This is a genomic window from Cyanobium sp. Morenito 9A2, from assembly GCF_024345575.1.
In the GTDB taxonomy this organism is placed as follows: Bacteria; Cyanobacteriota; Cyanobacteriia; order PCC-6307; family Cyanobiaceae; genus ATX-6F1.
Genome location: NZ_JAGQBJ010000004.1, coordinates 183,510 through 201,458 on the forward strand (window position 1 = coordinate 183,510; position 17,949 = coordinate 201,458).

A 17,949-nucleotide genomic window follows, 5' to 3' on the forward strand; every position below is an offset into this window, starting at 1 on the left:
CGCCGTGAACCACACCATCCCTGCGGGCGTGAGCCAGGCGTTGCCGCGGGCCTTTTTCGCGCGAGCCGCCGAGCAGGTGGCTCCCGAACTGGTGGGTTGTCTTTTGGTGCGCCGGCGTGCCGATGGTTCCCACCGCTGGGGTGTGGTGGTGGAGACGGAGGCCTACGACCAGAGCGAACCGGGCTGCCACGGCCATCGCCGGCGCTCTCCGGGCAACGAGACCCTGTTCGGAGCGCCCGCACGCTTCTACGTTTACGTGAGTTACGGGATCCATCACTGCGTGAATGTGGTGACCGGCCATAACGACTGGGCCAGCGGTGTGCTGCTGCGGGCCGTGGCCCTGCCCGCCCTGCCGGAGGTCCATGAGCGCAGTGCCGCGGGCCCCGGCCTCCTGGCCCGCTGGTTCGGCCTCGATCGCACCGATGACGGCCGACCGGCCACCCGGGCCCGTGGCCTCTGGCTGGCCCCGCGTCACCCGGGGCTGCCTGAACCCCTGGAGTTGGTCCAGACCACTCGGATCGGGGTCTCCCTGGGCCAGGAACTGCCATGGCGCTGGTACCTGCGCCGCAGCCGCAGCGTCAGCCGCCGTGCCCCAGGCGATCGCCCGCCGCCGCCCCAGCAGGCCTGGAGTCTTCGTGGGGTGCTGGCCCCGTGAGCGGCTGGAGCCATCGCCATGTGATCGATCTGGCGGCCTTCAGTCGCGAGGATTTCGCCACCGTGCTGCAGCTGGCCCAGCGTTTCCGCAACCTGCCCAGCAGCGGTTCCAGGCGGTTGCCAGCTCTGCAGGGGCGGCTGATGGTCTCCCTCTTCTTCGAAGCCAGCACGCGGACACGCAGCAGCTTTGAGATGGCGGCCCGGCGCCTTTCGGCTGATGTGCAGAGCTTCTCTCCCGCCTCCAGCTCCCTGAGCAAGGGGGAGAGCTTGCTGGACACCGCCCGCACCTATGTGGCCATGGGTGCCGATGTGCTCGTGGTGCGCCACGGCTGCGCCGGGGTGCCCGCCAGTCTGGCCCGGGCCCTTGAGGCCAGCGGTGAACGCGTGGCGGTGCTCAACGGCGGCGATGGCCTCCACAGTCACCCGAGTCAGGGGCTCCTGGATCTGTTCACTCTGGCCCGTCACTTCGCCCCCGAAGACCCGACACCTGAGGCCCTGTCCGGTCGGCGCATCGTGATCGTTGGGGATGTGCTCCATTCAAGGGTGGCCCGCTCCAACCTCTGGGCCCTGACGGCCTGTGGCGCCGAGGTGGTGCTCTGCGGACCGCCCACCCTGCTGCCGGAGGCCTTTGCCGCCTTCGTGGATGCGCCGCCGCCGGGTCAGGCCGACGATCCGGTGCGCGGCCGCGGCCGGGTGCGGATCGAGCGAGAGCTGGAGCGGGCCCTGGAGGGAGCTGATGCGGTGATGACCCTGCGCCTGCAGAAGGAGCGCATGCACCAGCACCTGCTCACCAGCCTGGACACCTACCACCGACAGTTCGGGCTCGACCATGCCCGCCTGGCACGCCTGGGTCCGTCGGTGCCGGTGCTGCACCCTGGGCCGGTGAACCGCGGCGTGGAGCTCAGCGGGGCTTTGCTCGATGACCCCGCTCGCAGCTTGGTGGAGGAGCAGGTGCGCAACGGCATCCCGATCCGCATGGCTCTGCTCTATCTGCTCAGCGCCATCGACCAAGACAACAGCAGAGAGCTGCGCTGACGGGTGGCGATCGCTCGGAGCCATTTGAACAGAAGCCTGAAGTGGGTGTCCTGGCTCGGCATGGAGGGCTGAGGGGCCAGCCCCAGGAGCTGCCTGCCCCTGATCTGCAGACCGTGCCATCGGCCACAGCCTGCAGCCGCCCCGGCACGGTCACCCAGCGGCCCATGGGCACCACCGGGCCCGCCATCCCTGGTCGGAGCAAGCCCATCGCCGTGGGCCCCTAGCGGCTGAGATCGCCGATCACCCGGATGATTGGGCGACTTGGCACCCAGCCCTCAGGCTCCGCCTGCACGCGGCCCCCTTGATCCCACGGGCAGCCGCAGGAGTCGACCACCAGCCCCTGCGCTTCAGCGGTCATCCGCCCACTGCTTGTCCCTGCTTCCAACCGCGTCACCGGGCCTAAGGGCCCGGTGACGCCCGGGGGAGGCCCGAAGGCCAGTTTCGGCGGCGGTGGTAGTGCTCGCTGGGCATGGCCCCTGGTGCAATCGATTCCCGGGATGGACCAGCGCGATGCGCGCATCGCAGGCATCGAGTTGCCTGACGTGCTCCCCAGGGGCACGGCGCATCAACTCCTCCACTGAACCTGCCTGTGCGCAACCCCAGGAACCTCCGCCTTGAGTCCCTCCCCGTCTGGAGCCCTTGGCGGTGGCCCTGATCCAGGGTGGGCTCCGCCTCCTCCAGGACCCCAGCGCCTGGTGGCGGATCGCCACCGCATCGACCAGGGCCCTCATCACGGGTGCACGGCTTGCCCGTCGGCATGGGCCGCCTAGGCGCTCGGGGCTCCCGTTGTCTGCATCAGGTGGTTGTCGCTGCAGCCTGGCCCTGGAACTGGATCTGCTGCGCCTTCGGATCGATCCCGTTCACCTGACCCCACAGGGCCTCAGTGATGGGCAGCCGCCCCACCAGCGGCCTCTCCAGGGTGGCCACATCGGCTGCGGTCAGCTGTCCCGTGGCTACCCGGACGAGCAAGGGCTGGCTCAGGTTGACGTGGCTGCGGTCGTTCGGGGTGACTCGCACGTCATGGTGCGCCGGCCCGCCCCCCGGTAAAGCCGAGACCCCACGAACACCCCATCGGAGCGGCCTTGCCGGCGCTCAAGGGGCGGATCCAACCCAGTGGGAACGTGATCCCGCTCCATTGCTTCCGGGTTGGGAGTTCCGCGATGGTAGGCAGGTGCCCAAGGGAGGAGGGGGAGCTCAGAGCAGCTTGAACCCATCCAGCAGGAGGCCGTAGAGCAGGCCAATCCGGGCCATGTCGAGCAACTGCAGGCCCAGGGGATCACCCCCCACCAGCAACAGCGGCCGCCGCAGGCGGATGGCGAGTTCGACAAAGGCCACGCATACCAGGGCCGCCACCGGATCGAGGAGGGACAGGGCGCCGGTGATCGAGGTGATGGCATTGCCGCAGGCGAAGGCGCTCAGCAGCACGATCAGCAGAAGGGAGCCACGCCGCCAGGGGTTGGTGGCCCAGGCCTGGAGTCGTGCGCCTGAGCGCTCAAGCCTCAGGTGCAATCGGGTCTGCTGCGCTCGAACCACGGCCCCGGCAGGAAAGAAGGGGCAGAACGTTCACCAGGATGATCCCCATCACCTGACCAGGCGTCCTGCCAACCCTTGTTTACACCATTTCTGGCGTGATGGAGGCATTCAGCCACCACCGATAGGGGATTCCAATAAAACAGCCCGGGCATGGCCCGGGCTGGAAGGATGGGGACACGCTCAGCAAAACGTCGGGTGATGGATGCACCAGGCAAGCCGTCAGAGCCCCCCCCGTCAGTCAAGGCTTGAGCGTACGCTTTCAGTTGTCGGCATCCTTGTTCTTGCGGGAGCCCTTGCCTTCGAGGAGTTCCAGCAGAGCCTCCATCTGGGCCATCACGCCACGGACTTCCCCGGCCTCGGGGAGCAGTCCGTCGTCCATCACACCTTGGTGCATTTCCCGCAGTTCCTGACGGATGTAGCGCAGATGGCTCACCACCTGTTCGCGCTTGGACTGCGACATGGAGAAACGGCGCCTCGATCGACCTCTCTTTTACCCCATCGCCGACCCATCCCAGACCGCCTGCGCCAGAAAGCCAGGGCGCTGGAGTCTCATGGCTCCCCGAACTGGCGCTTGGCCGCCTCATAGAAAGCCTGATCGATGGCCGTAAGCCCGTCCTCTCGGGCGAGGGCCTCGATCCGACGCCGTACGACCGGGCGCACGAAAAAAGGCACCTCCTTGAGCTGGAATTCTGCTTGTGGGGTCCATTGCATTCGACTAAGCAAGGATGGGGGGGATGGCAGCCAGCTTGGTGGCCCCTTGGAGATGAAGGGACGAGAAATTGATCGTCAGCGGTTCAATCCTCGCTGCGGATCACCAATTCTGAGCTTTTCAGATAATAGTTGTAGGTTTTGCCGCTGCGCTCACAGTTGAGGTCCCTGGCGGCATAAGATTTCAACGGTGTGGTAACGATATGGGTGGATGAGGTGTAGTCGTCATCGTACTTGACCGTGAGAGTCGGTGATTTGTTTTGGCCTGGAGTTTCGTATTCCCAGAGCATCTTGGTCCATCTGCCCGGGTCAGCGGTATCCTCGTTCCAGGCCCCTGAATCGCCCCAGCGGTACTGGAATTTGATCTTGGTGCCGGTGTTGGTGCCCAGGCAGGTCAGGGCATATCTCTGCTGTTGTGAGTAAGAGGGCAGGGATGAAAATGTTGAAAGTGTCAGGAGGCTCAGGGAGAGGATGAGCCGTAGACGGTTATGGATCATCACTGACGGACTGATAGGGATTGTTGGATGATCAATTAGAAGCGTTGCGATGTCAAGCGATGGTTGAGGGTCTTCAGTAATAAATAAATGTTGATGTGAGGGCGGATTTGCCGCCTCAGCTCGCGGGATCAAGACGCCCCATTCCCCTTCTTGGCCCCAGCGCCCCTGGCTGGGGCAGTGGGCTGTGCGGATCCATCGATGGGCCTTGGCGCGGTTGGTCAGCCCTGCTGTTCGCCAGCCCAGCCAGACCCCCCGACCCAGACGGGGCACCCCACCCGCCCCGGGTTTCAGGGAGACCCCCGGCGGCGATGTCAGTGCCTAGAGGCAGTCGGACCCCACGGCCCACAGCCCCTCGGCGGCGCGCAGCAGCAGGGGATCGAGGCCAGCCACCCCACGGTTGTAATGCAAAAGGCTCCCCAGGCCCACGAGCAGCACCGCGGTCACCGGGGCAGAGGATCCCAGGCTGCGGGTGGGCTCGCTACCGCTGAACTCAACGACTCCACCAAGGTCGTCACCGCTTTCCGGGGATCGCCACCAGCGGTTGCCGTAGCCCATGGTGGAGCCGCTTCGCAAGGCGGTGATCCCACGGCCCTTGAAGCGCAACACACCCTTGCGGGCGGTGGCCCCGTCCCAGCCGCTGAAGTCAATCCTGGCGTCGGGGGTCACCCGGGAGTTCCAGGAGCAGGCCCTGGCCGCTGGAGCCAGGGCTAGGCCTGACACGAGGGTCAGGGCGAGCAAGGATGGCGCTAGCCCCCCGGAGCGCTGGCCATGGTCGTCGCCCGGCGGATCACTCCAGGGCATGAACGGGCAAGCGAGAAGAGCGATGGAGAATAGGGGACTCGAACCCCTGACCTCTGCAGTGCGATTGCAGCGCTCTACCAGCTGAGCTAATTCCCCCTCGGGCGAAACTTATCACTGAAAACCCTCGCCCTCCTGCCTTGGTGGACCCAACTCCCGACGCTCCTTCCCCGATCACCCAGGAGCTTCTGGCGTCGTTCGATGAAGCGGCCACCGCCGAGCTCGCCCGCCGCCTCGACGACGACGACTACCCCACCCCGTTCGCCGGTCTGCAGGACTGGCATCTGATGCGGGCGCTGGCGATTCATCGGCCGGAGCTGGCCCGGCCCTACGTCCATCTGGTGGACCAGGAACCCTTCGATGAGGAGTGAGGCAGGCGACCCAGCCGCCTCGCCCGCCGACCCCCTCGGAGGCCGCCGCATCCTGGTGGCGATCTCGGGCAGCATCGCCGCGGTGAAGCTGCCTCTGGTGGTCAGTGCCCTGGCCAAGCGCGGGGCCTTGGTGCGCTGCGTGCTCACCCCAAGCGCCGAACGGCTGGTGAGCCCGGTGGCCCTGGCCAGCCTCAGCCGGCAACCGGTGCTGCTGGAAGAGGATCAATGGAGCCACGGGGCGCCGCGTCCGTTGCACATTGAGCTGGCCGAGTGGGCCGAGCTGATCCTGTTGGCCCCCTTGAGTGCCACCAGCCTGGGGCGCTGGGTCCATGGTCTTGGTGACACCTTGCTGGCCAGCGTGTTGCTGGCGTCGGAAGCCCCGGTGTTGGCCGCCGCCGCCATGAACACCTCCATGTGGGGCGCCCCGTCAGTGAGCGCCAACTGGCAGGCCCTGCAGGGATTCGAGGGCGTCTTGCCCCTGGGGCCCCAGGCTGGCCTGCTGGCCTGCGACCGCCAGGGGGAGGGCCGCATGGCCGAATCCGAAGCGCTGCTGCTCGCCCTGGAATCCCTGGCGGTCTGGGGCTGGCGCCGCGATTGGCACGGCCGGCGGCTGCTGGTGTCGGCGGGGCCGACCCGGGAGCATCTGGATCCCGCCCGCTGTTTGACCAACCCCAGCACCGGGCGCATGGGTGTCCTGCTGGCCCAGGCCGCCCGGCTGCGGGGGGCCCAGGTCGATCTGGTCCATGGCCCCCTGGCCGTGGAGCCCGCCTGGCTCGATGGCCTGGCCTGCCATCCGGTGACCGCGGCGGCCCAGATGCAGGAACGCTTGATTCAGTTACAACCAGGGGCGGATGCGATCGCCATGGCCGCCGCCGTGGCGGACCACCGGCCCGCCCAGCCCCGGGCCGAGAAGCGCGATAAGACGGCCTTGGCTGAGGCCATGGCCCAGGGTTGGCAGGAGGTGCCCGATCTGCTCACCGATCTGGTGGCGCGGCGGCCGCCAGGCCAACGGTTGTTGGGCTTCGCCGCCCAGAGCGGCGATGTGCTCCCCCAGGCGCGGGCGAAACTACGGCGCAAGGGCTGTGATCTGCTGTTCGCCAACCCGATCGATCGACCGGGCGCAGGCTTCGGCTCAGCCTTCAATCAGGGCTGGCTCCTGGGGCCGGGTGAGCGGGAGGAGGCCATCGAGGCGGCCCCCAAGCTGGTGGTGGCCCACCGGTTGCTGTCCGCCCTGGGGGCCTTGCTGACCCCGTGATCTCAGGCCTCAGGGGGGGCTGTCGTCGCCTGGGGGCTCCCGGTTGAGCAGATCCAGGAACGTGCGCAGTTGCAGCCTTGGGATGTAGGGCCAACCCCCGCTGCGCTCCATGCTTTGGAGCAGTTCAAACAGACGCTGGCGATCGGACGGAAGGCTGGACCGGAAGGGGCCGTCCTGGATCGAACGGTGCAGACCCTCCAACTGGCGGAGCAGCGCCAGCAGGGCGTTGGGATCGGAAGCGGTCTCCTCGGCCAGGTGGTCGATGGCCTCCAGCAGGGGCTGCAGCTGGGCGAGGGTGCTGACGTCGTGGCTGGTGGGGGCGGTCGGCGGGTGGCCTGCGGTGGTCATGCAAGGGGGGCGGCGAGCTCCCGCGTGGCGGGTTGTTGAGAGCCGCGACATGCTACGTGGAATCACGTTTTTGGGCCTGTAGGATCCCGCTCGGGCGCACCCCGATTAGAGGTTTTCTCCTGCCTGTGCGGCTTCTCCCCACCATGCGTTTCCGTCCCTTGCTGGCCCTCGCGCTGGCGCTTTGTCTCACCCTGGTCACCGCCTGCGGAGGGGGCGCCAAGGCCGTTGAACGGGCCAACGTCACCTATGACGACATCGTGAACACAGGCAAGGCCAATGATTGCCCGACCCTTCCCGATTCCGCTCGCGGCTCCATCCCCTTGAGCTCCTCCAGCCGTTACCAGCTGCGGGAAATCTGCCTCCATCCCACCGAGGTGTTCGTCAAGGGCGAACCGGCCAACAAGCGCCAGGAGGCCAAGTTCGTGGCTGGCCGGATCCTCACGCGCTTCACCTCCAGCCTCGATCAGGTCTATGGCGACCTGAGCGTCAGCGCCGACAAGCTTTCCTTCAAGGAGCTTGGTGGGATCGACTTCCAGCCGATCACCGTGCTGCTCCCCGGCGGCGAAGAAGTGACCTTCACCTTCTCAAGCAAGGAGCTTGTCGCTGAGGCCCAGGGCTCTGCCCTGAGCACCAGTACCGATTTCTCGGGACCCTTCCGTGCCCCCAGCTACCGCACGAGCAACTTCCTCGATCCCAAGGGCCGCGGTTTGACCACCGGTGTCGAGTACGCCCAGGGTCTGGTGCCCGCTGGTGACGAGTTCAGCAGCGAGAGCATCAAGCGCTATGTCGATGGCACCGGCACCATGGACTTCTCGATCACGAAGGTCGACCCGGCCACGGGCGAGTTTGCGGGCGTGTTCACGGCGATTCAGCCCTCTGACACCGACATGGGCACGAAGAAGGCCGTTGACGTCAAGATCACCGGCCAGCTCTATGGCCGCCTTGAGCAGGGCTGATCGGTCCGTCGATCCATGGTCGAAGGGGGCCCACGGGCCCCTTTTTTCATGGGTGTCCGAGTCGGTCTGCCCCTCCTGTTCGAGCACCGGTGAATGACGTCCCGCCGCCTGGCCAGCGGTCGCTCTGGGAGAATCGTTCGATGGCTTCGAACCGTTCGACCTCGACCTGATGACCGCCACCGCCAGCCCCGGCCGCTCCCACGATTTGATCGCCCCCCACGGCGGCGTGCTCGTTGACCTGCGATGGCCAGAGGATCGTTGGGAGGCGCTCAAGGCGGGCGTGGACCATGTGATCGAGTGCTCCGATCGCAATGCCTGCGATGTGGAGTTGCTGCTGGTGGGGGGCTTCTCGCCCCTGGGCGGCTTCATGCACCAGGAGGACTACCGGTCGGTGATCGAGCAGCACCGCACCACCACAGGTCTGTTGTTCGGCCTGCCGATCGTGATGGACACCGACGATCCCTCGATCTCGGTGGGCGACCGTCTGCTGCTCACCTACCGCTCCCAGGAGCTGGCGGTGCTGACCGTCGAGAGCCGCTGGGAGCCCGACAAACCCGCCGAGGCCGCCGGCTGCTACGGCACCACCTCGATCGAGCACCCGGCGGTGCGCATGATCATGGCCGAGCGCGGTCGCTTCTATCTGGGGGGATCGCTGCAGGGGCTGGAGCTGCCCAGCCGCGTCTTCCCCTGCCGCACCCCTGCCGAGGTGCGTGCCACCTTGCCCCCGGGGGAAGACGTGGTGGCCTTCCAGTGCCGCAATCCGATCCACCGCGCCCACTACGAGCTGTTCACCCAGGCCCTGCACGCCAGCAACGTCAGTGCCAATGCTGTGGTCCTCGTCCACCCCACCTGCGGCCCCACCCAGGGGGATGACATCTCCGGTGAGGTGCGGTTCGCGACCTATGAACGCCTGGCGGCGGAGGTGGCCAATCCGCGCATCCGCTGGGCCTACCTGCCCTACTCGATGCACATGGCCGGGCCCAGGGAGGCGCTGCAGCACATGATCATCCGCAAGAATTACGGCTGCAGCCACTTCATCATTGGCCGCGACATGGCCGGCTGCAAATCCTCGATCACGGGCCAGGACTTTTACGGCCCCTATCAAGCCCAGGATTTTGCCCGCGACCACGCCCCCGAGCTGGGCATGGAGACCGTGCCCTCGTTGAACCTCGTGTACACGGAGGAGGAGGGTTACGTCACCGCTGAACACGCCCAGGCCCGGGGGCTGCATGTGAAGAATCTGAGCGGAACCCAGTTCAGAACGATGCTGCGCAGCGGCGAGGCCATCCCTGAATGGTTCGCCTTCCGTAGCGTGGTGGAGGTGCTGCGGGCCGCCTGAGGTCCTGGGTGCCGGTTAACATTCCTTTACCTTTTGAGAGCGGAGATCGCAACGTGAAGAAGCGGTGGCGCAATGCCGGTTTGTACGTGCTTCTGGCGGTCGTGATGATTGCCATCGGCACCGCCTTCCTTGACCGGCCGGATCCGGCCAATGCCCCCAGGACGCTGCGCTACAGCGACTTCGTCGAAGCGGTGACCGACAACCAGATCGCCCGGGTGCTGATCTCCCCGGACCGTGGCACCGCCCAGGTGGTCGAGAACGACGGCCAGAGGGCCGTGGTCAACCTGGCCCCTGACAAGGACCTGCTCAAGCTGCTCACCGACCACAACGTCGACATTGCCGTTCAGCCCAACCGGGAGCCCGCGGCTTGGCAGCAGGCCGTGGGCAGCCTGCTCTTCCCACTCTTGCTGCTGGGGGGATTGTTCTTTCTGCTCCGTCGTGCCCAGGGGGGTGGTGGGAATCCGGCCATGAGCTTCGGCAAGAGCAAGGCCCGCGTTCAGATGGAGCCCCAGACCCAGGTCACCTTTGGGGATGTGGCCGGCATCGAGGGGGCCAAGCTTGAGCTCACCGAGGTCGTCGACTTCCTCAAGAACCCCGACCGCTTCACCGCCGTCGGCGCCAAGATCCCCAAGGGGGTGCTGCTGGTGGGACCCCCCGGCACGGGTAAGACCCTGCTGGCCAAGGCGGTGGCGGGCGAGGCCGGTGTGCCGTTCTTCTCGATCTCCGGTTCGGAGTTCGTCGAGATGTTCGTGGGTGTTGGCGCGAGCCGTGTGCGCGATCTGTTCGAGCAGGCCAAGAAGAACGCTCCTTGCATCGTCTTCATCGATGAGATCGACGCCGTCGGCCGTCAGCGGGGCGCCGGCCTCGGCGGTGGCAACGACGAACGGGAGCAGACCCTCAACCAGTTGCTCACCGAGATGGACGGCTTCGAGGGCAACACAGGCATCATCATCGTGGCCGCCACCAACCGCCCCGACGTGCTCGATTCAGCCCTCTTGCGGCCTGGGCGCTTTGACCGTCAGGTGGTGGTCGACAGGCCCGATTACGCCGGACGCCTCCAGATCCTCGGCGTCCATGCCCGCGGCAAGACCATGGCCAAGGATGTCGATCTCGACAAGGTGGCCCGCCGCACCCCTGGCTTCACCGGCGCAGATCTCTCCAACCTGCTCAATGAAGCGGCGATCCTGGCGGCCCGGCGCCAGCTCACGGAGATTTCCATGGACGAAGTCAACGACGCCATTGAGCGTGTGATGGCCGGTCCGGAGAAGAAGGACAGGGTCATGAGTGAGAAGCGCAAGCGACTGGTCGCTTACCACGAATCGGGCCATGCCCTGGTGGGGGCGCTGATGCCCGACTATGACCCTGTGCAGAAGATCAGCATCATCCCCCGTGGCCAGGCCGGTGGCCTCACCTTTTTCACCCCGAGCGAGGAGCGCATGGAGTCCGGGCTCTATTCCCGCACATACCTGCAGAACCAGATGGCCGTGGCGCTCGGGGGCCGGGTCGCCGAGGAACTGATCTACGGCGAAGACGAGGTCACCACCGGTGCCTCCAATGACCTGCAGCAGGTGGCCCGCGTGGCCCGACAGATGGTCACCCGCTTCGGCATGAGCGATCGTCTCGGGCCTGTGGCCCTGGGCCGCTCCCAGGGAGGGATGTTCCTGGGCCGCGACATTGCCGCCGAGCGCGATTTCTCCGAAGACACCGCCGCAGCGATCGACGAGGAGGTGTCCGTGCTGGTGGCTCAGGCCTACAAGCGCGCCCATGAGGTGTTGTCGAGCAACCTGCCGGTGCTGGATGAGTTGGCCGAGCTGCTGGTGGAAAAGGAGACGGTGGATGCCGAAGAGCTCCAGGAGCTTCTGATCAACCGTGACGTGAAGGTGGCTGAGTACGTCTGAGGCCACTCCACTTCTGCGCTCCCTGCACCGCCAGCCCCTGCTGGGGGTGCTGCGCGCCCTGCAGCCCCTTTCGCTTGTCGAACGGGTCTCCCAGCTCAACACCCTGGGGCTGCGCCATGTGGAGATTGGATTCAGCGCCCATCCGGCCTGGTCAGAGCAGTGCCGTGAACTGCAGCTGCGCTTCCCCGAGGTCAGTTTCGGTGCGGCGTCGGTGCGCTCCGCCGAGGCCCTCGCCAGGGTCGCAGAAGCCGGTCTTGGCTACGCCATGGCTCCGGTGCTGGAGCCCACGCTGATTGCTCAGGCGCGGGATCTCGGCATCCTGTTGGTGCCCGGGGTGATGACCCCCACCGAGGTGCATCAGGCCAGCGCGCTGGGCTGCGCTCTGGTCAAGCTGTTCCCGGCCGTCAACCTAGGGCCGAGCTACTGGCGTTCACTTTCCGTGCCGATGGGGGGGATGGTGCCGTTCTGCATCGCCGCCGGTGGTCTGAACGTCGCCGACGTGGCGGATTGGTTGCGCCAAGGGGTGGATGCTGTCGTCCTGGGCCAAGGCTTGTTTGCTGCTTCCCTGGAGCCGTTGGCTGCCGAGCCGATGATCGATCCCCAGCTCGGTGCTGTACTGCGGCAGCTTGAAGCGGCTCACAAGCCTCCTAAGGGGGAGAAGATTCCGCATTGATCGCAACCATTGCCGTTGTCGATCAGTTGTCAACGTTCAGTCCAGGTGTTAACTATAAGTCAGCCTCTTCACCTACATGTCGCAGATCACCATCAAGCTCAGCGATAAGGCTGACGCCCTGATCGCCCAGCTTCAGAAGGAAATTTTCAACCGGCGCCGCAAGAAGGTTTCCGCCGCTGGTGTGATCGAAACCCTGGTCGAGAGCGGCGCCAAGTCCCAGTCGGACAAGCGCTTTGCCACCTCCTGGACCAATCTGGTTGCCGACATCGAAAAGGCAGCGAAGGTCGCCGACGCCCATGGCAGCAAGCCCGCCAACCTCACCGACGCCGAGTGGGCGATTGTGCTCAGCCATCGCACCCGCTCCGGTGGGGCTGCCAGGCCGTCGGCTCGAAAGGCTCCCCTTACCAAGGCCAGAACCACCCATGCCGCCGGGAAAGGTGCCAAGCCTGCGGTGGCCAAGGCACCCGCCGCGAAGTCCACCCGGGCGAAGGCAACCGCCACCAAATCCGCGAAAGCGAAGCTGACCACCACCAAGACCAGTGCCTCTAAAGCGGCGGTCATCAAGACCTCCTCCGCGCCATCGGCGGTCAAGAAGCCTGCTTCCCGCAAGGCCACCACCACCAAGGCCACGGCCTCAAAAGCCACCGCTTCCAAGGCAACCGTTGCCAAGCCCGCCGCCGCTAAGACAACGACCCACAAACCGACCACCGCCAGGTCAGCTGTCGCCAAGTCTGCCCCGGCCAAGGCCGTAGGCAAGCCTGAGGCTGGCGCCAAGGCCACTCCCCGCAAGGCCACCCGTTCGTCGGTAGCCCAGCGCATGGCCCAGGCGGTCACCCGCTTGGGCAGCACCGGGGCGGCCCCGAGCTCCAATGGTGTCACCACCGCGAAGACTGCGGCGATCCCTGCTGAGTGACGGTCGTGAGGGCTGTCCGCTCAGGGGCAATCGCGGGCGCCGATCACCAGAGGCTGCACTGAGCCTGCTGACGCAGCAGGTGGTCGGCCAGCACCAGGGCCACCATCGCTTCCACCATCGGCACCGCCCGGGGCAGCACGCAGGGGTCGTGGCGGCCCTTGGCTTCCAGCACCGTGGCCTCGCCGGCGGCGGTGATCGTCTGCTGGGCCTTGCGGATCGTGGCGGTGGGTTTGAAGGCCACCCGCAGCACGATGTCCTCGCCGTTGCTGATGCCCCCCTGGATGCCACCGGAGTTGTTGGTGGCGGTGCGCAGGCTGCCGTCGCCGGTGGCGACGAAGGGGTCGTTGTGCTCACTGCCCCGCTGCAGGCTGCCGGCGAAGCCCGAGCCGATCTCGAAGCCCTTGGTAGCCGGCAGCGACATCACCGCCTTGGCCAGATCGGCTTCCAGCTTGTCGAAGACCGGCATGCCCAGCCCCACCGGCGCCCGGCGCACCACGCACTCGATCACGCCGCCGCAGGAATCACCCTCGCGGCCGATCGCCTCGATCCGCTCGATCATCCGCTCGGCGCAGGCGGCATCAGGGCAACGCACGATGTTGGCCTCCACGTCGTCAAGGCTCACGCTGGCTGGATCGATCGTGGCCTCGATGGTGTGAATCCGCTTCACCCAGGCGATCACCTCGGTGCCATGGGCCCTGGCCAGCAGTTGCTTGGCGATGGCACCGGCGGCCACCCGGCCGATCGTTTCCCGCGCCGAGGCCCGGCCGCCGCCACTGCGGGCCTGGATGCCGTATTTGGCCTGGTAGGTGGCATCGGCGTGGGAGGGACGGAACGCCACCTCCATCTCCTTGTAATCGTTGGGCCGCTGGTCCCTGTTGCGCACCACCATCGCGATCGGCGTGCCCAGGGTGACCCCATCGAGCAGGCCGCTGAGGATCTCGACGCGATCGTCTTCCTTGCGGGGGGTGGTGATCTTGCTCTGACCGGGCTTCCTGCGGTCGAGCTCCGCCTGAATGGCCTCAAGATCGAGGGCCAGGCGTGGCGGGCAGCCATCGACGATCACCCCCACACCACCGCCGTGGGACTCCCCGAAGGTGGTGATCCGAAAGAGGTGTCCGAAGCTGCTGCCCATGGGCTGGAGCCTACTGAAACGCTCCGACTGCGGTCCTGGTGGTTCGACCGCCGTGGCGGGTCGTCCTCAGCTGCCGGTCTCCCTCATCCTGCCAACGAAGGCCGCTTCGGCCTCCTTGCTGGCCAGGGCACCCTCATCCACGATGATGATCCGATCGGCCACATCGAGAATCTTGTTGTCGTGGGTCACCATGATGATCGTGGTCTTGTGATTGGTGGCCATCTCACGCATCAGGTTCACCACATTGCGGCCTGATTCCTTATCGAGGGCAGCGGTGGGCTCATCGCCGAGCAGGATCTTCGGTTGCGCCACCATGGCCCGGGCAATCGCCACCCGCTGCCTCTGGCCGCCTGAAAGATTGGCGGGAAAGTAGTCTTCGCGATCGCCGAGACCCACTTTCTCGAGCATTTCTGCCGCCAGCTTATCCATGTCTTCCTCGTAGTACTGATCGTGCAGTTCGAGGGAGAGGCGCACGTTCTTCCTGGCGTTGAGGAACATCATCAGGTTGTGGGCCTGGAAGATGAAGCCCACGTTGAGGCGCAGCTTCGCCAGTACCTCCTTGCCAGCTCCATGGAGTTCCTCGCCGAGGATCTTCAGGCTGCCGTCCTGGCATGCCCGCAAGCCGCCCAGCATGGTCAGCAGGGTGGTCTTGCCGGAACCGGAGGGCCCGGTGCAGATCACGATCTCGCCCGGCTGGATGTCAAGGGTGATGTCCTTGAGGGCGTGCTTGCGGCTGTCGCCGCTGCCGAACCAGTGGTTCACGTGATTCAGGGAGATCACGGGTTCGCTGGTGGGCATGGCGTCGGACTCAGAAGACATCGGCGGGATCGAGTTCCACAAGTTTGCGGGTGGCCAGGGCGCCGGATCCCACGCACATCACGAAGGTGAGGATCAACACCTGCAGGGCCCGGTTCAGGGTCATGAACACGGTGAGCTTGGTGACGTTGGCCAGCAGGCTGTAAAGACCCATGGAGATGATCACACCCGGCACGAAGCCGATCACCGCCAGAATGGCCGACTGCTGGATCACCACGCTGATCACGAAGGAATCGGTGTAGCCCATCGCCTTCAGTGTGGCGTACTGGGGCAGATTGTTCATCACGTCACCGAAGAGAATCTGGTACACGATGATGCTGCCCACCACGAAGCCCACTAGAACGCCGAGGGAGAAGATGAATCCCACCGAGGAGTTGCGTTTCCAGTAGTTCACCTCCAGCTCGGCCAGTTCATTGCGGGTGAGCACCTTCACGTCTTTCGCCATCAATGGCTGCAGGGCGGCCTGCACGGCGCTGGCGGAGCTGCCGGGCCGCAGGCGGATCAGGCCCAGTTGGATCATGCGGCGATCCGCCTTGGGGAACATGTAGAGGAAGGTGTTCTCGCTGACGATCAGATTGGCCTCGGCCGCGAAGGTGGCCCCCATCGAAAAGGTGTCGATGATGCGGATCGACTTGCCGTTAATCTCCAGTGGATAGACACCATCGCGCTTGACGACGCCGGCAACATCGCCGTATTGCTTTTTGGAGTTGCGATCGAAGAAGGCGCTGCGCAGCGGCTGCAGCCGGAAAGGATCGTTCTCGAGTTCAGGAAAGGCAAGGGAGGGCTTGGTGAGATCCACGCCGAAGGTGTAGATGTCGTACGACTGCCGGGTGGCGGGGGTGATCCAGACGCCCCGCGAGATGCGCAGTGGCGAGATGCTCTCCACCCCTTCCACCCCGAGGGCCTGGTAGAGCCGGCTGCGTTGGAAGGTCTGCAGCGAGGCGAAGTTGCTGTAGCCCTCACTCACCATCACCAGATCGGCGCGGAGGCGGTCGATGGGTTTGCGCTGGCTGTTGTAGAGGCTGTCCAGCAAACCCAGCTGAAAGAACATCAGCAGGTTCGAGAAGCTCACACCCGCCAGGGCGATCATCATCTTCACCGGGTTGTTGGTGACCTGCAGCCAGGCCACCGGGGTGCGTTTCAGCAGCTTGCGCAGGGGGCTGATCATGGCGCCGGTGCCGGCTTGGGGTCGAACACCACGTTCACCTGGAGATTGGAGGCGTAGCCGATCCGCTTCTGCTCGGAGTCATTGAGCTGGAGGTTCAGCTTCACCTCGAACACCCGTTGGTCCTGATTCTCACCAGGCTCCCCGGCAAAGATGGTCTGCTTCTGCACCTGGGGAATCACCTGGTATACCTTGCCCTTGAGGCTGCCCTCGATGCCGTCGGCGGTGATGGTGGCGCCCTGGCCCATGCCGATCATGCGCATGTCGGTCTGATAGACCTCTGCCGTCACGACCATGCGGCTGGTGTCGGCCATCTCGAGGATGCCCTGGTCGCTCACCTTGTCGCCTGGCCTGGCGATGATCTTGAGGATGCGTCCGTTCTGGGGCGCGCGCACCGTGGCGAACTCGAATTCCTGGCGGGCCCGGTCACGGGCGGCGACCGCCTTGCGCAGTTCATTGTTGGCGGTGGTGATGTCTTCGGGGCGCACTTCCTTGATCTGCTCCAGGGTCTGCTTGGCGCTCTCGATGTCGGAGCGCAGGGTGAGCAGGGTGCCGTCGCGGGTTTCGATCGCCTTGGCCAGATCGGCTGAGCTGGTTTCAGCGCGGGTGCGGAAGCGGTCCCGCTCGAGCGCGGAGATGCCGCCACTGGCGTAGAGGCCTTCATAGCGCTGCCGTTCAACCCGTGCCTCGGTGGCCTTGGCGCGGGCCGCATTGACGGCCTGGTCCTGGGCGAGCTTCTGGGCGGCCAGTTTGCGCTCCAGGCTCTGCACATTGAATTCCTGGGCGCGGATCTCGCCCTGCTTGGCCCCAGTCTTCACCTGGACCAGCTTGCTCTCGGCCACGGCCACGTTCTCATTGGCCTCGTCGTAGGAGGCCTTGAGGGTGCCGTAGCTGTTCAGCCGGGCCAGGGGCGTCCCGCGCGTCACCCAGGTGTTCTCCTCCACCAGGATGTCTTCGATGCGGTCGCCGCTCAAGGCGCTAGACACCGCCACTTTGCGGATCTTGGTTTCCGGTTCGATGCGCCCCAGGGCAGACACGCGCCGAGTTGCGGCGACAGGGGGCGGATCGGCTGGTTTCGGCTGGCAGCCCTGCAGGGTTGCACCCATTCCGATCCAGGAAAGCCCAATCAGAGCGATCGCCAGACCCCCTGGAGATGGGCTGCACCTTAGCTGGCGTTGGTCGATGGTTCTTCCGCGACGAACGGCACCGGGGCGGGCGGGGGGGCGGACCCTCAAGGAAACGAACCTCCTACACAACAACACTTTAGGAAGGCCTGCAGGCCCCTGGCCAGGCTCGAAGAAGTCCTTGCCGAGGCTGGCAAAGGACATCGCAGGGGGGGTCTGGTTGAGGCTGCAGCGGTTGAGTTTTCCCCTGGTTTCCCAGTGGCTCAGGGGCCTGCAGAGTCGTTGGACTGCCAACAAAAAAGCCCCCTCGCGTGAGGGGGCCATGGATTCAACCGATGAATATCGCGGTGCGACTCAACCGATCGCCGGGGCGGTCAGCGCCACGGGGGTGGCGGTGGCGGCCGCCAGGTCAAGAGGGAAGTTGTGGGCGTTGCGCTCGTGCATCACTTCCATGCCCAGACCAGCGCGGTTCACCACATCAGCCCAGGTGTTGATCACGCGGCCTTGGCCGTCGAGGATCGACTGGTTGAAGTTGAAACCGTTCAGGTTGAAGGCCATCGTGCTCACGCCCAGGGCGGTGAACCAGATGCCGATCACGGGCCAGGCAGCCAGGAAGAAGTGCAGGCTGCGGCTGTTGTTGAACGAGGCGTACTGGAAGATCAGGCGACCGAAGTAGCCGTGGGCGGCCACGATGTTGTAGGTCTCCTCTTCCTGGCCGAACTTGTAGCCGTAGT

The 17,949-nt window shown here is 65.7% G+C and carries 20 protein-coding genes, 1 tRNA gene and 1 pseudogene; 9 read left to right on the forward strand and 13 right to left on the reverse strand.

Annotated features, from left to right (window positions below; translation table 11 throughout):
• The first annotated feature begins 4 nt into the window (after window positions 1-4).
• Both KBY88_RS07640 and KBY88_RS07645 read left to right on the forward strand, forming a co-directional pair.
• Window positions 5-655, forward strand: a complete 651-nt coding sequence (locus KBY88_RS07640) for a DNA-3-methyladenine glycosylase (RefSeq protein WP_254939322.1) — start codon at window positions 5-7, stop codon at window positions 653-655.
• Complete coding sequence (locus KBY88_RS07645) at window positions 652-1,689, forward strand: aspartate carbamoyltransferase catalytic subunit (RefSeq protein WP_254939323.1); 1,038 nt, start codon at window positions 652-654, stop codon at window positions 1,687-1,689. Before KBY88_RS07640 ends, KBY88_RS07645 begins: the two co-directional genes overlap by 4 nt.
• A gap of 795 nt (window positions 1,690-2,484) precedes the next feature.
• Here KBY88_RS07645 and KBY88_RS07650 read toward each other — a convergent pair.
• The 7 genes from KBY88_RS07650 to KBY88_RS07680 all read right to left on the reverse strand — a co-directional run bounded on the left by KBY88_RS07650 (window position 2,485) and on the right by KBY88_RS07680 (window position 5,324).
• Entirely contained in the window at window positions 2,485-2,658 is a 174-nt protein-coding gene (locus tag KBY88_RS07650; RefSeq protein ID WP_254939324.1) for a hypothetical protein, read from the reverse strand.
• A gap of 225 nt (window positions 2,659-2,883) precedes the next feature.
• Window positions 2,884-3,222: a DUF565 domain-containing protein gene (locus KBY88_RS07655; protein ID WP_254939325.1), complete on the reverse strand. Its 339-nt coding sequence runs from the start codon at window positions 3,220-3,222 to the stop codon at window positions 2,884-2,886.
• A 259-nt stretch (window positions 3,223-3,481) separates the two neighbouring features.
• On the reverse strand, window positions 3,482-3,682 hold the full coding sequence (locus KBY88_RS07660) for a DUF8635 family protein (RefSeq protein ID WP_254939326.1): 201 nt from the start codon (window positions 3,680-3,682) through the stop codon (window positions 3,482-3,484).
• A gap of 89 nt (window positions 3,683-3,771) precedes the next feature.
• Complete coding sequence (locus tag KBY88_RS07665) at window positions 3,772-3,933, reverse strand: PCP reductase family protein (protein ID WP_254939327.1); 162 nt, start codon at window positions 3,931-3,933, stop codon at window positions 3,772-3,774.
• Window positions 3,934-4,016: 83 nt separating this feature from the next.
• On the reverse strand, window positions 4,017-4,559 hold the full coding sequence (locus KBY88_RS07670; RefSeq protein ID WP_254939328.1) for a hypothetical protein: 543 nt from the start codon (window positions 4,557-4,559) through the stop codon (window positions 4,017-4,019).
• 186 nt (window positions 4,560-4,745) lie between these two features.
• Entirely contained in the window at window positions 4,746-5,093 is a 348-nt protein-coding gene (locus KBY88_RS07675) for a hypothetical protein (protein ID WP_254939329.1), read from the reverse strand.
• A 158-nt stretch (window positions 5,094-5,251) separates the two neighbouring features.
• Window positions 5,252-5,324 (reverse strand) — tRNA-Ala (locus KBY88_RS07680).
• Between the two features lie 44 nt (window positions 5,325-5,368).
• Between KBY88_RS07680 and isiD the strand changes: the two genes are divergently transcribed.
• Together isiD and coaBC are read left to right on the forward strand one after the other, a co-directional pair.
• On the forward strand, window positions 5,369-5,596 hold the full coding sequence (gene isiD / locus KBY88_RS07685; RefSeq protein ID WP_254939330.1) for a protein IsiD: 228 nt from the start codon (window positions 5,369-5,371) through the stop codon (window positions 5,594-5,596).
• Complete coding sequence (gene coaBC / locus KBY88_RS07690) at window positions 5,586-6,851, forward strand: bifunctional phosphopantothenoylcysteine decarboxylase/phosphopantothenate--cysteine ligase CoaBC (RefSeq protein WP_254939331.1); 1,266 nt, start codon at window positions 5,586-5,588, stop codon at window positions 6,849-6,851. The genes isiD and coaBC overlap by 11 nt, the downstream gene beginning before the upstream one ends.
• Before the next feature lie 9 nt (window positions 6,852-6,860).
• On the opposite strand, the gene KBY88_RS07695 is transcribed toward coaBC, so the two are convergent.
• Window positions 6,861-7,199 (reverse strand): hypothetical protein, encoded by a 339-nt coding sequence (locus KBY88_RS07695; RefSeq protein WP_254939332.1) that lies wholly within the window; start codon window positions 7,197-7,199, stop codon window positions 6,861-6,863.
• A 143-nt stretch (window positions 7,200-7,342) separates the two neighbouring features.
• Here KBY88_RS07695 and psbO point away from each other — a divergent pair, with 143 nt between their 5' ends.
• From psbO to KBY88_RS07720, 5 genes are all read left to right on the forward strand, one after another.
• On the forward strand, window positions 7,343-8,155 hold the full coding sequence (gene psbO, locus KBY88_RS07700; protein WP_254939333.1) for a photosystem II manganese-stabilizing polypeptide: 813 nt from the start codon (window positions 7,343-7,345) through the stop codon (window positions 8,153-8,155).
• 169 nt (window positions 8,156-8,324) lie between these two features.
• Window positions 8,325-9,494: a sulfate adenylyltransferase gene (sat, locus tag KBY88_RS07705; RefSeq protein WP_254939334.1), complete on the forward strand. Its 1,170-nt coding sequence runs from the start codon at window positions 8,325-8,327 to the stop codon at window positions 9,492-9,494.
• 53 nt (window positions 9,495-9,547) lie between these two features.
• A complete protein-coding gene (ftsH3, locus tag KBY88_RS07710; RefSeq protein ID WP_254939335.1) occupies window positions 9,548-11,392 on the forward strand; it encodes an ATP-dependent zinc metalloprotease FtsH3 in 1,845 nt (614 codons plus the stop codon).
• A 22-nt stretch (window positions 11,393-11,414) separates the two neighbouring features.
• Window positions 11,415-12,065, forward strand: a complete 651-nt coding sequence (locus KBY88_RS07715) for a bifunctional 4-hydroxy-2-oxoglutarate aldolase/2-dehydro-3-deoxy-phosphogluconate aldolase (protein WP_254939354.1) — start codon at window positions 11,415-11,417, stop codon at window positions 12,063-12,065.
• Between the two features lie 181 nt (window positions 12,066-12,246).
• Window positions 12,247-12,978 carry a hypothetical protein gene (locus tag KBY88_RS07720; protein WP_254939336.1) on the forward strand — a complete coding sequence of 244 codons (732 nt, stop codon included), beginning with the start codon at window positions 12,247-12,249 and terminating at the stop codon, window positions 12,976-12,978.
• Between the two features lie 43 nt (window positions 12,979-13,021).
• Here the strand turns inward: KBY88_RS07720 and aroC are convergent, their stop codons facing one another.
• The 5 genes and pseudogenes from aroC to KBY88_RS07745 form a co-directional block, all read right to left on the reverse strand.
• A complete protein-coding gene (gene aroC / locus KBY88_RS07725; RefSeq protein WP_254939337.1) occupies window positions 13,022-14,110 on the reverse strand; it encodes a chorismate synthase in 1,089 nt (362 codons plus the stop codon).
• A 66-nt stretch (window positions 14,111-14,176) separates the two neighbouring features.
• Window positions 14,177-14,929 carry an ATP-binding cassette domain-containing protein gene (locus tag KBY88_RS07730; RefSeq protein WP_254939338.1) on the reverse strand — a complete coding sequence of 251 codons (753 nt, stop codon included), beginning with the start codon at window positions 14,927-14,929 and terminating at the stop codon, window positions 14,177-14,179.
• Window positions 14,919-16,094, reverse strand: coding sequence for an ABC transporter permease DevC (gene devC / locus KBY88_RS07735; RefSeq protein WP_254939339.1), 1,176 nt, complete (start codon window positions 16,092-16,094; stop codon window positions 14,919-14,921). The genes KBY88_RS07730 and devC overlap by 11 nt, the downstream gene beginning before the upstream one ends.
• Window positions 16,091-17,128 carry an HlyD family efflux transporter periplasmic adaptor subunit gene (locus KBY88_RS07740; protein ID WP_254939340.1) on the reverse strand — a complete coding sequence of 346 codons (1,038 nt, stop codon included), beginning with the start codon at window positions 17,126-17,128 and terminating at the stop codon, window positions 16,091-16,093. Before KBY88_RS07740 ends, devC begins: the two co-directional genes overlap by 4 nt.
• 441 nt (window positions 17,129-17,569) lie before the next feature.
• Window positions 17,570-17,949: pseudogene (locus KBY88_RS07745) on the reverse strand (photosystem II q(b) protein); the annotation flags it as partial.

Excerpts from the sequence above, each read along its gene's own strand:
- sat (WP_254939334.1), top strand. The coding sequence starts at position 8,325 with ATGACCGCCACCGCCAGCCCCGGCCGCTCCCACGATTTGATCGCCCCC.
- KBY88_RS07660 (WP_254939326.1), bottom strand. The coding sequence starts at position 3,682 with ATGTCGCAGTCCAAGCGCGAACAGGTGGTGAGCCATCTGCGCTACATC.
- KBY88_RS07695 (WP_254939332.1), bottom strand. The coding sequence starts at position 7,199 with ATGACCACCGCAGGCCACCCGCCGACCGCCCCCACCAGCCACGACGTC.
- KBY88_RS07665 (WP_254939327.1), bottom strand. The coding sequence starts at position 3,933 with ATGCAATGGACCCCACAAGCAGAATTCCAGCTCAAGGAGGTGCCTTTT.
- KBY88_RS07730 (WP_254939338.1), bottom strand. The coding sequence starts at position 14,929 with ATGTCTTCTGAGTCCGACGCCATGCCCACCAGCGAACCCGTGATCTCC.
- aroC (WP_254939337.1), bottom strand. The coding sequence starts at position 14,110 with ATGGGCAGCAGCTTCGGACACCTCTTTCGGATCACCACCTTCGGGGAG.
- devC (WP_254939339.1), bottom strand. The coding sequence starts at position 16,094 with ATGATCAGCCCCCTGCGCAAGCTGCTGAAACGCACCCCGGTGGCCTGG.
- coaBC (WP_254939331.1), top strand. The coding sequence starts at position 5,586 with ATGAGGAGTGAGGCAGGCGACCCAGCCGCCTCGCCCGCCGACCCCCTC.
- psbO (WP_254939333.1), top strand. The coding sequence starts at position 7,343 with ATGCGTTTCCGTCCCTTGCTGGCCCTCGCGCTGGCGCTTTGTCTCACC.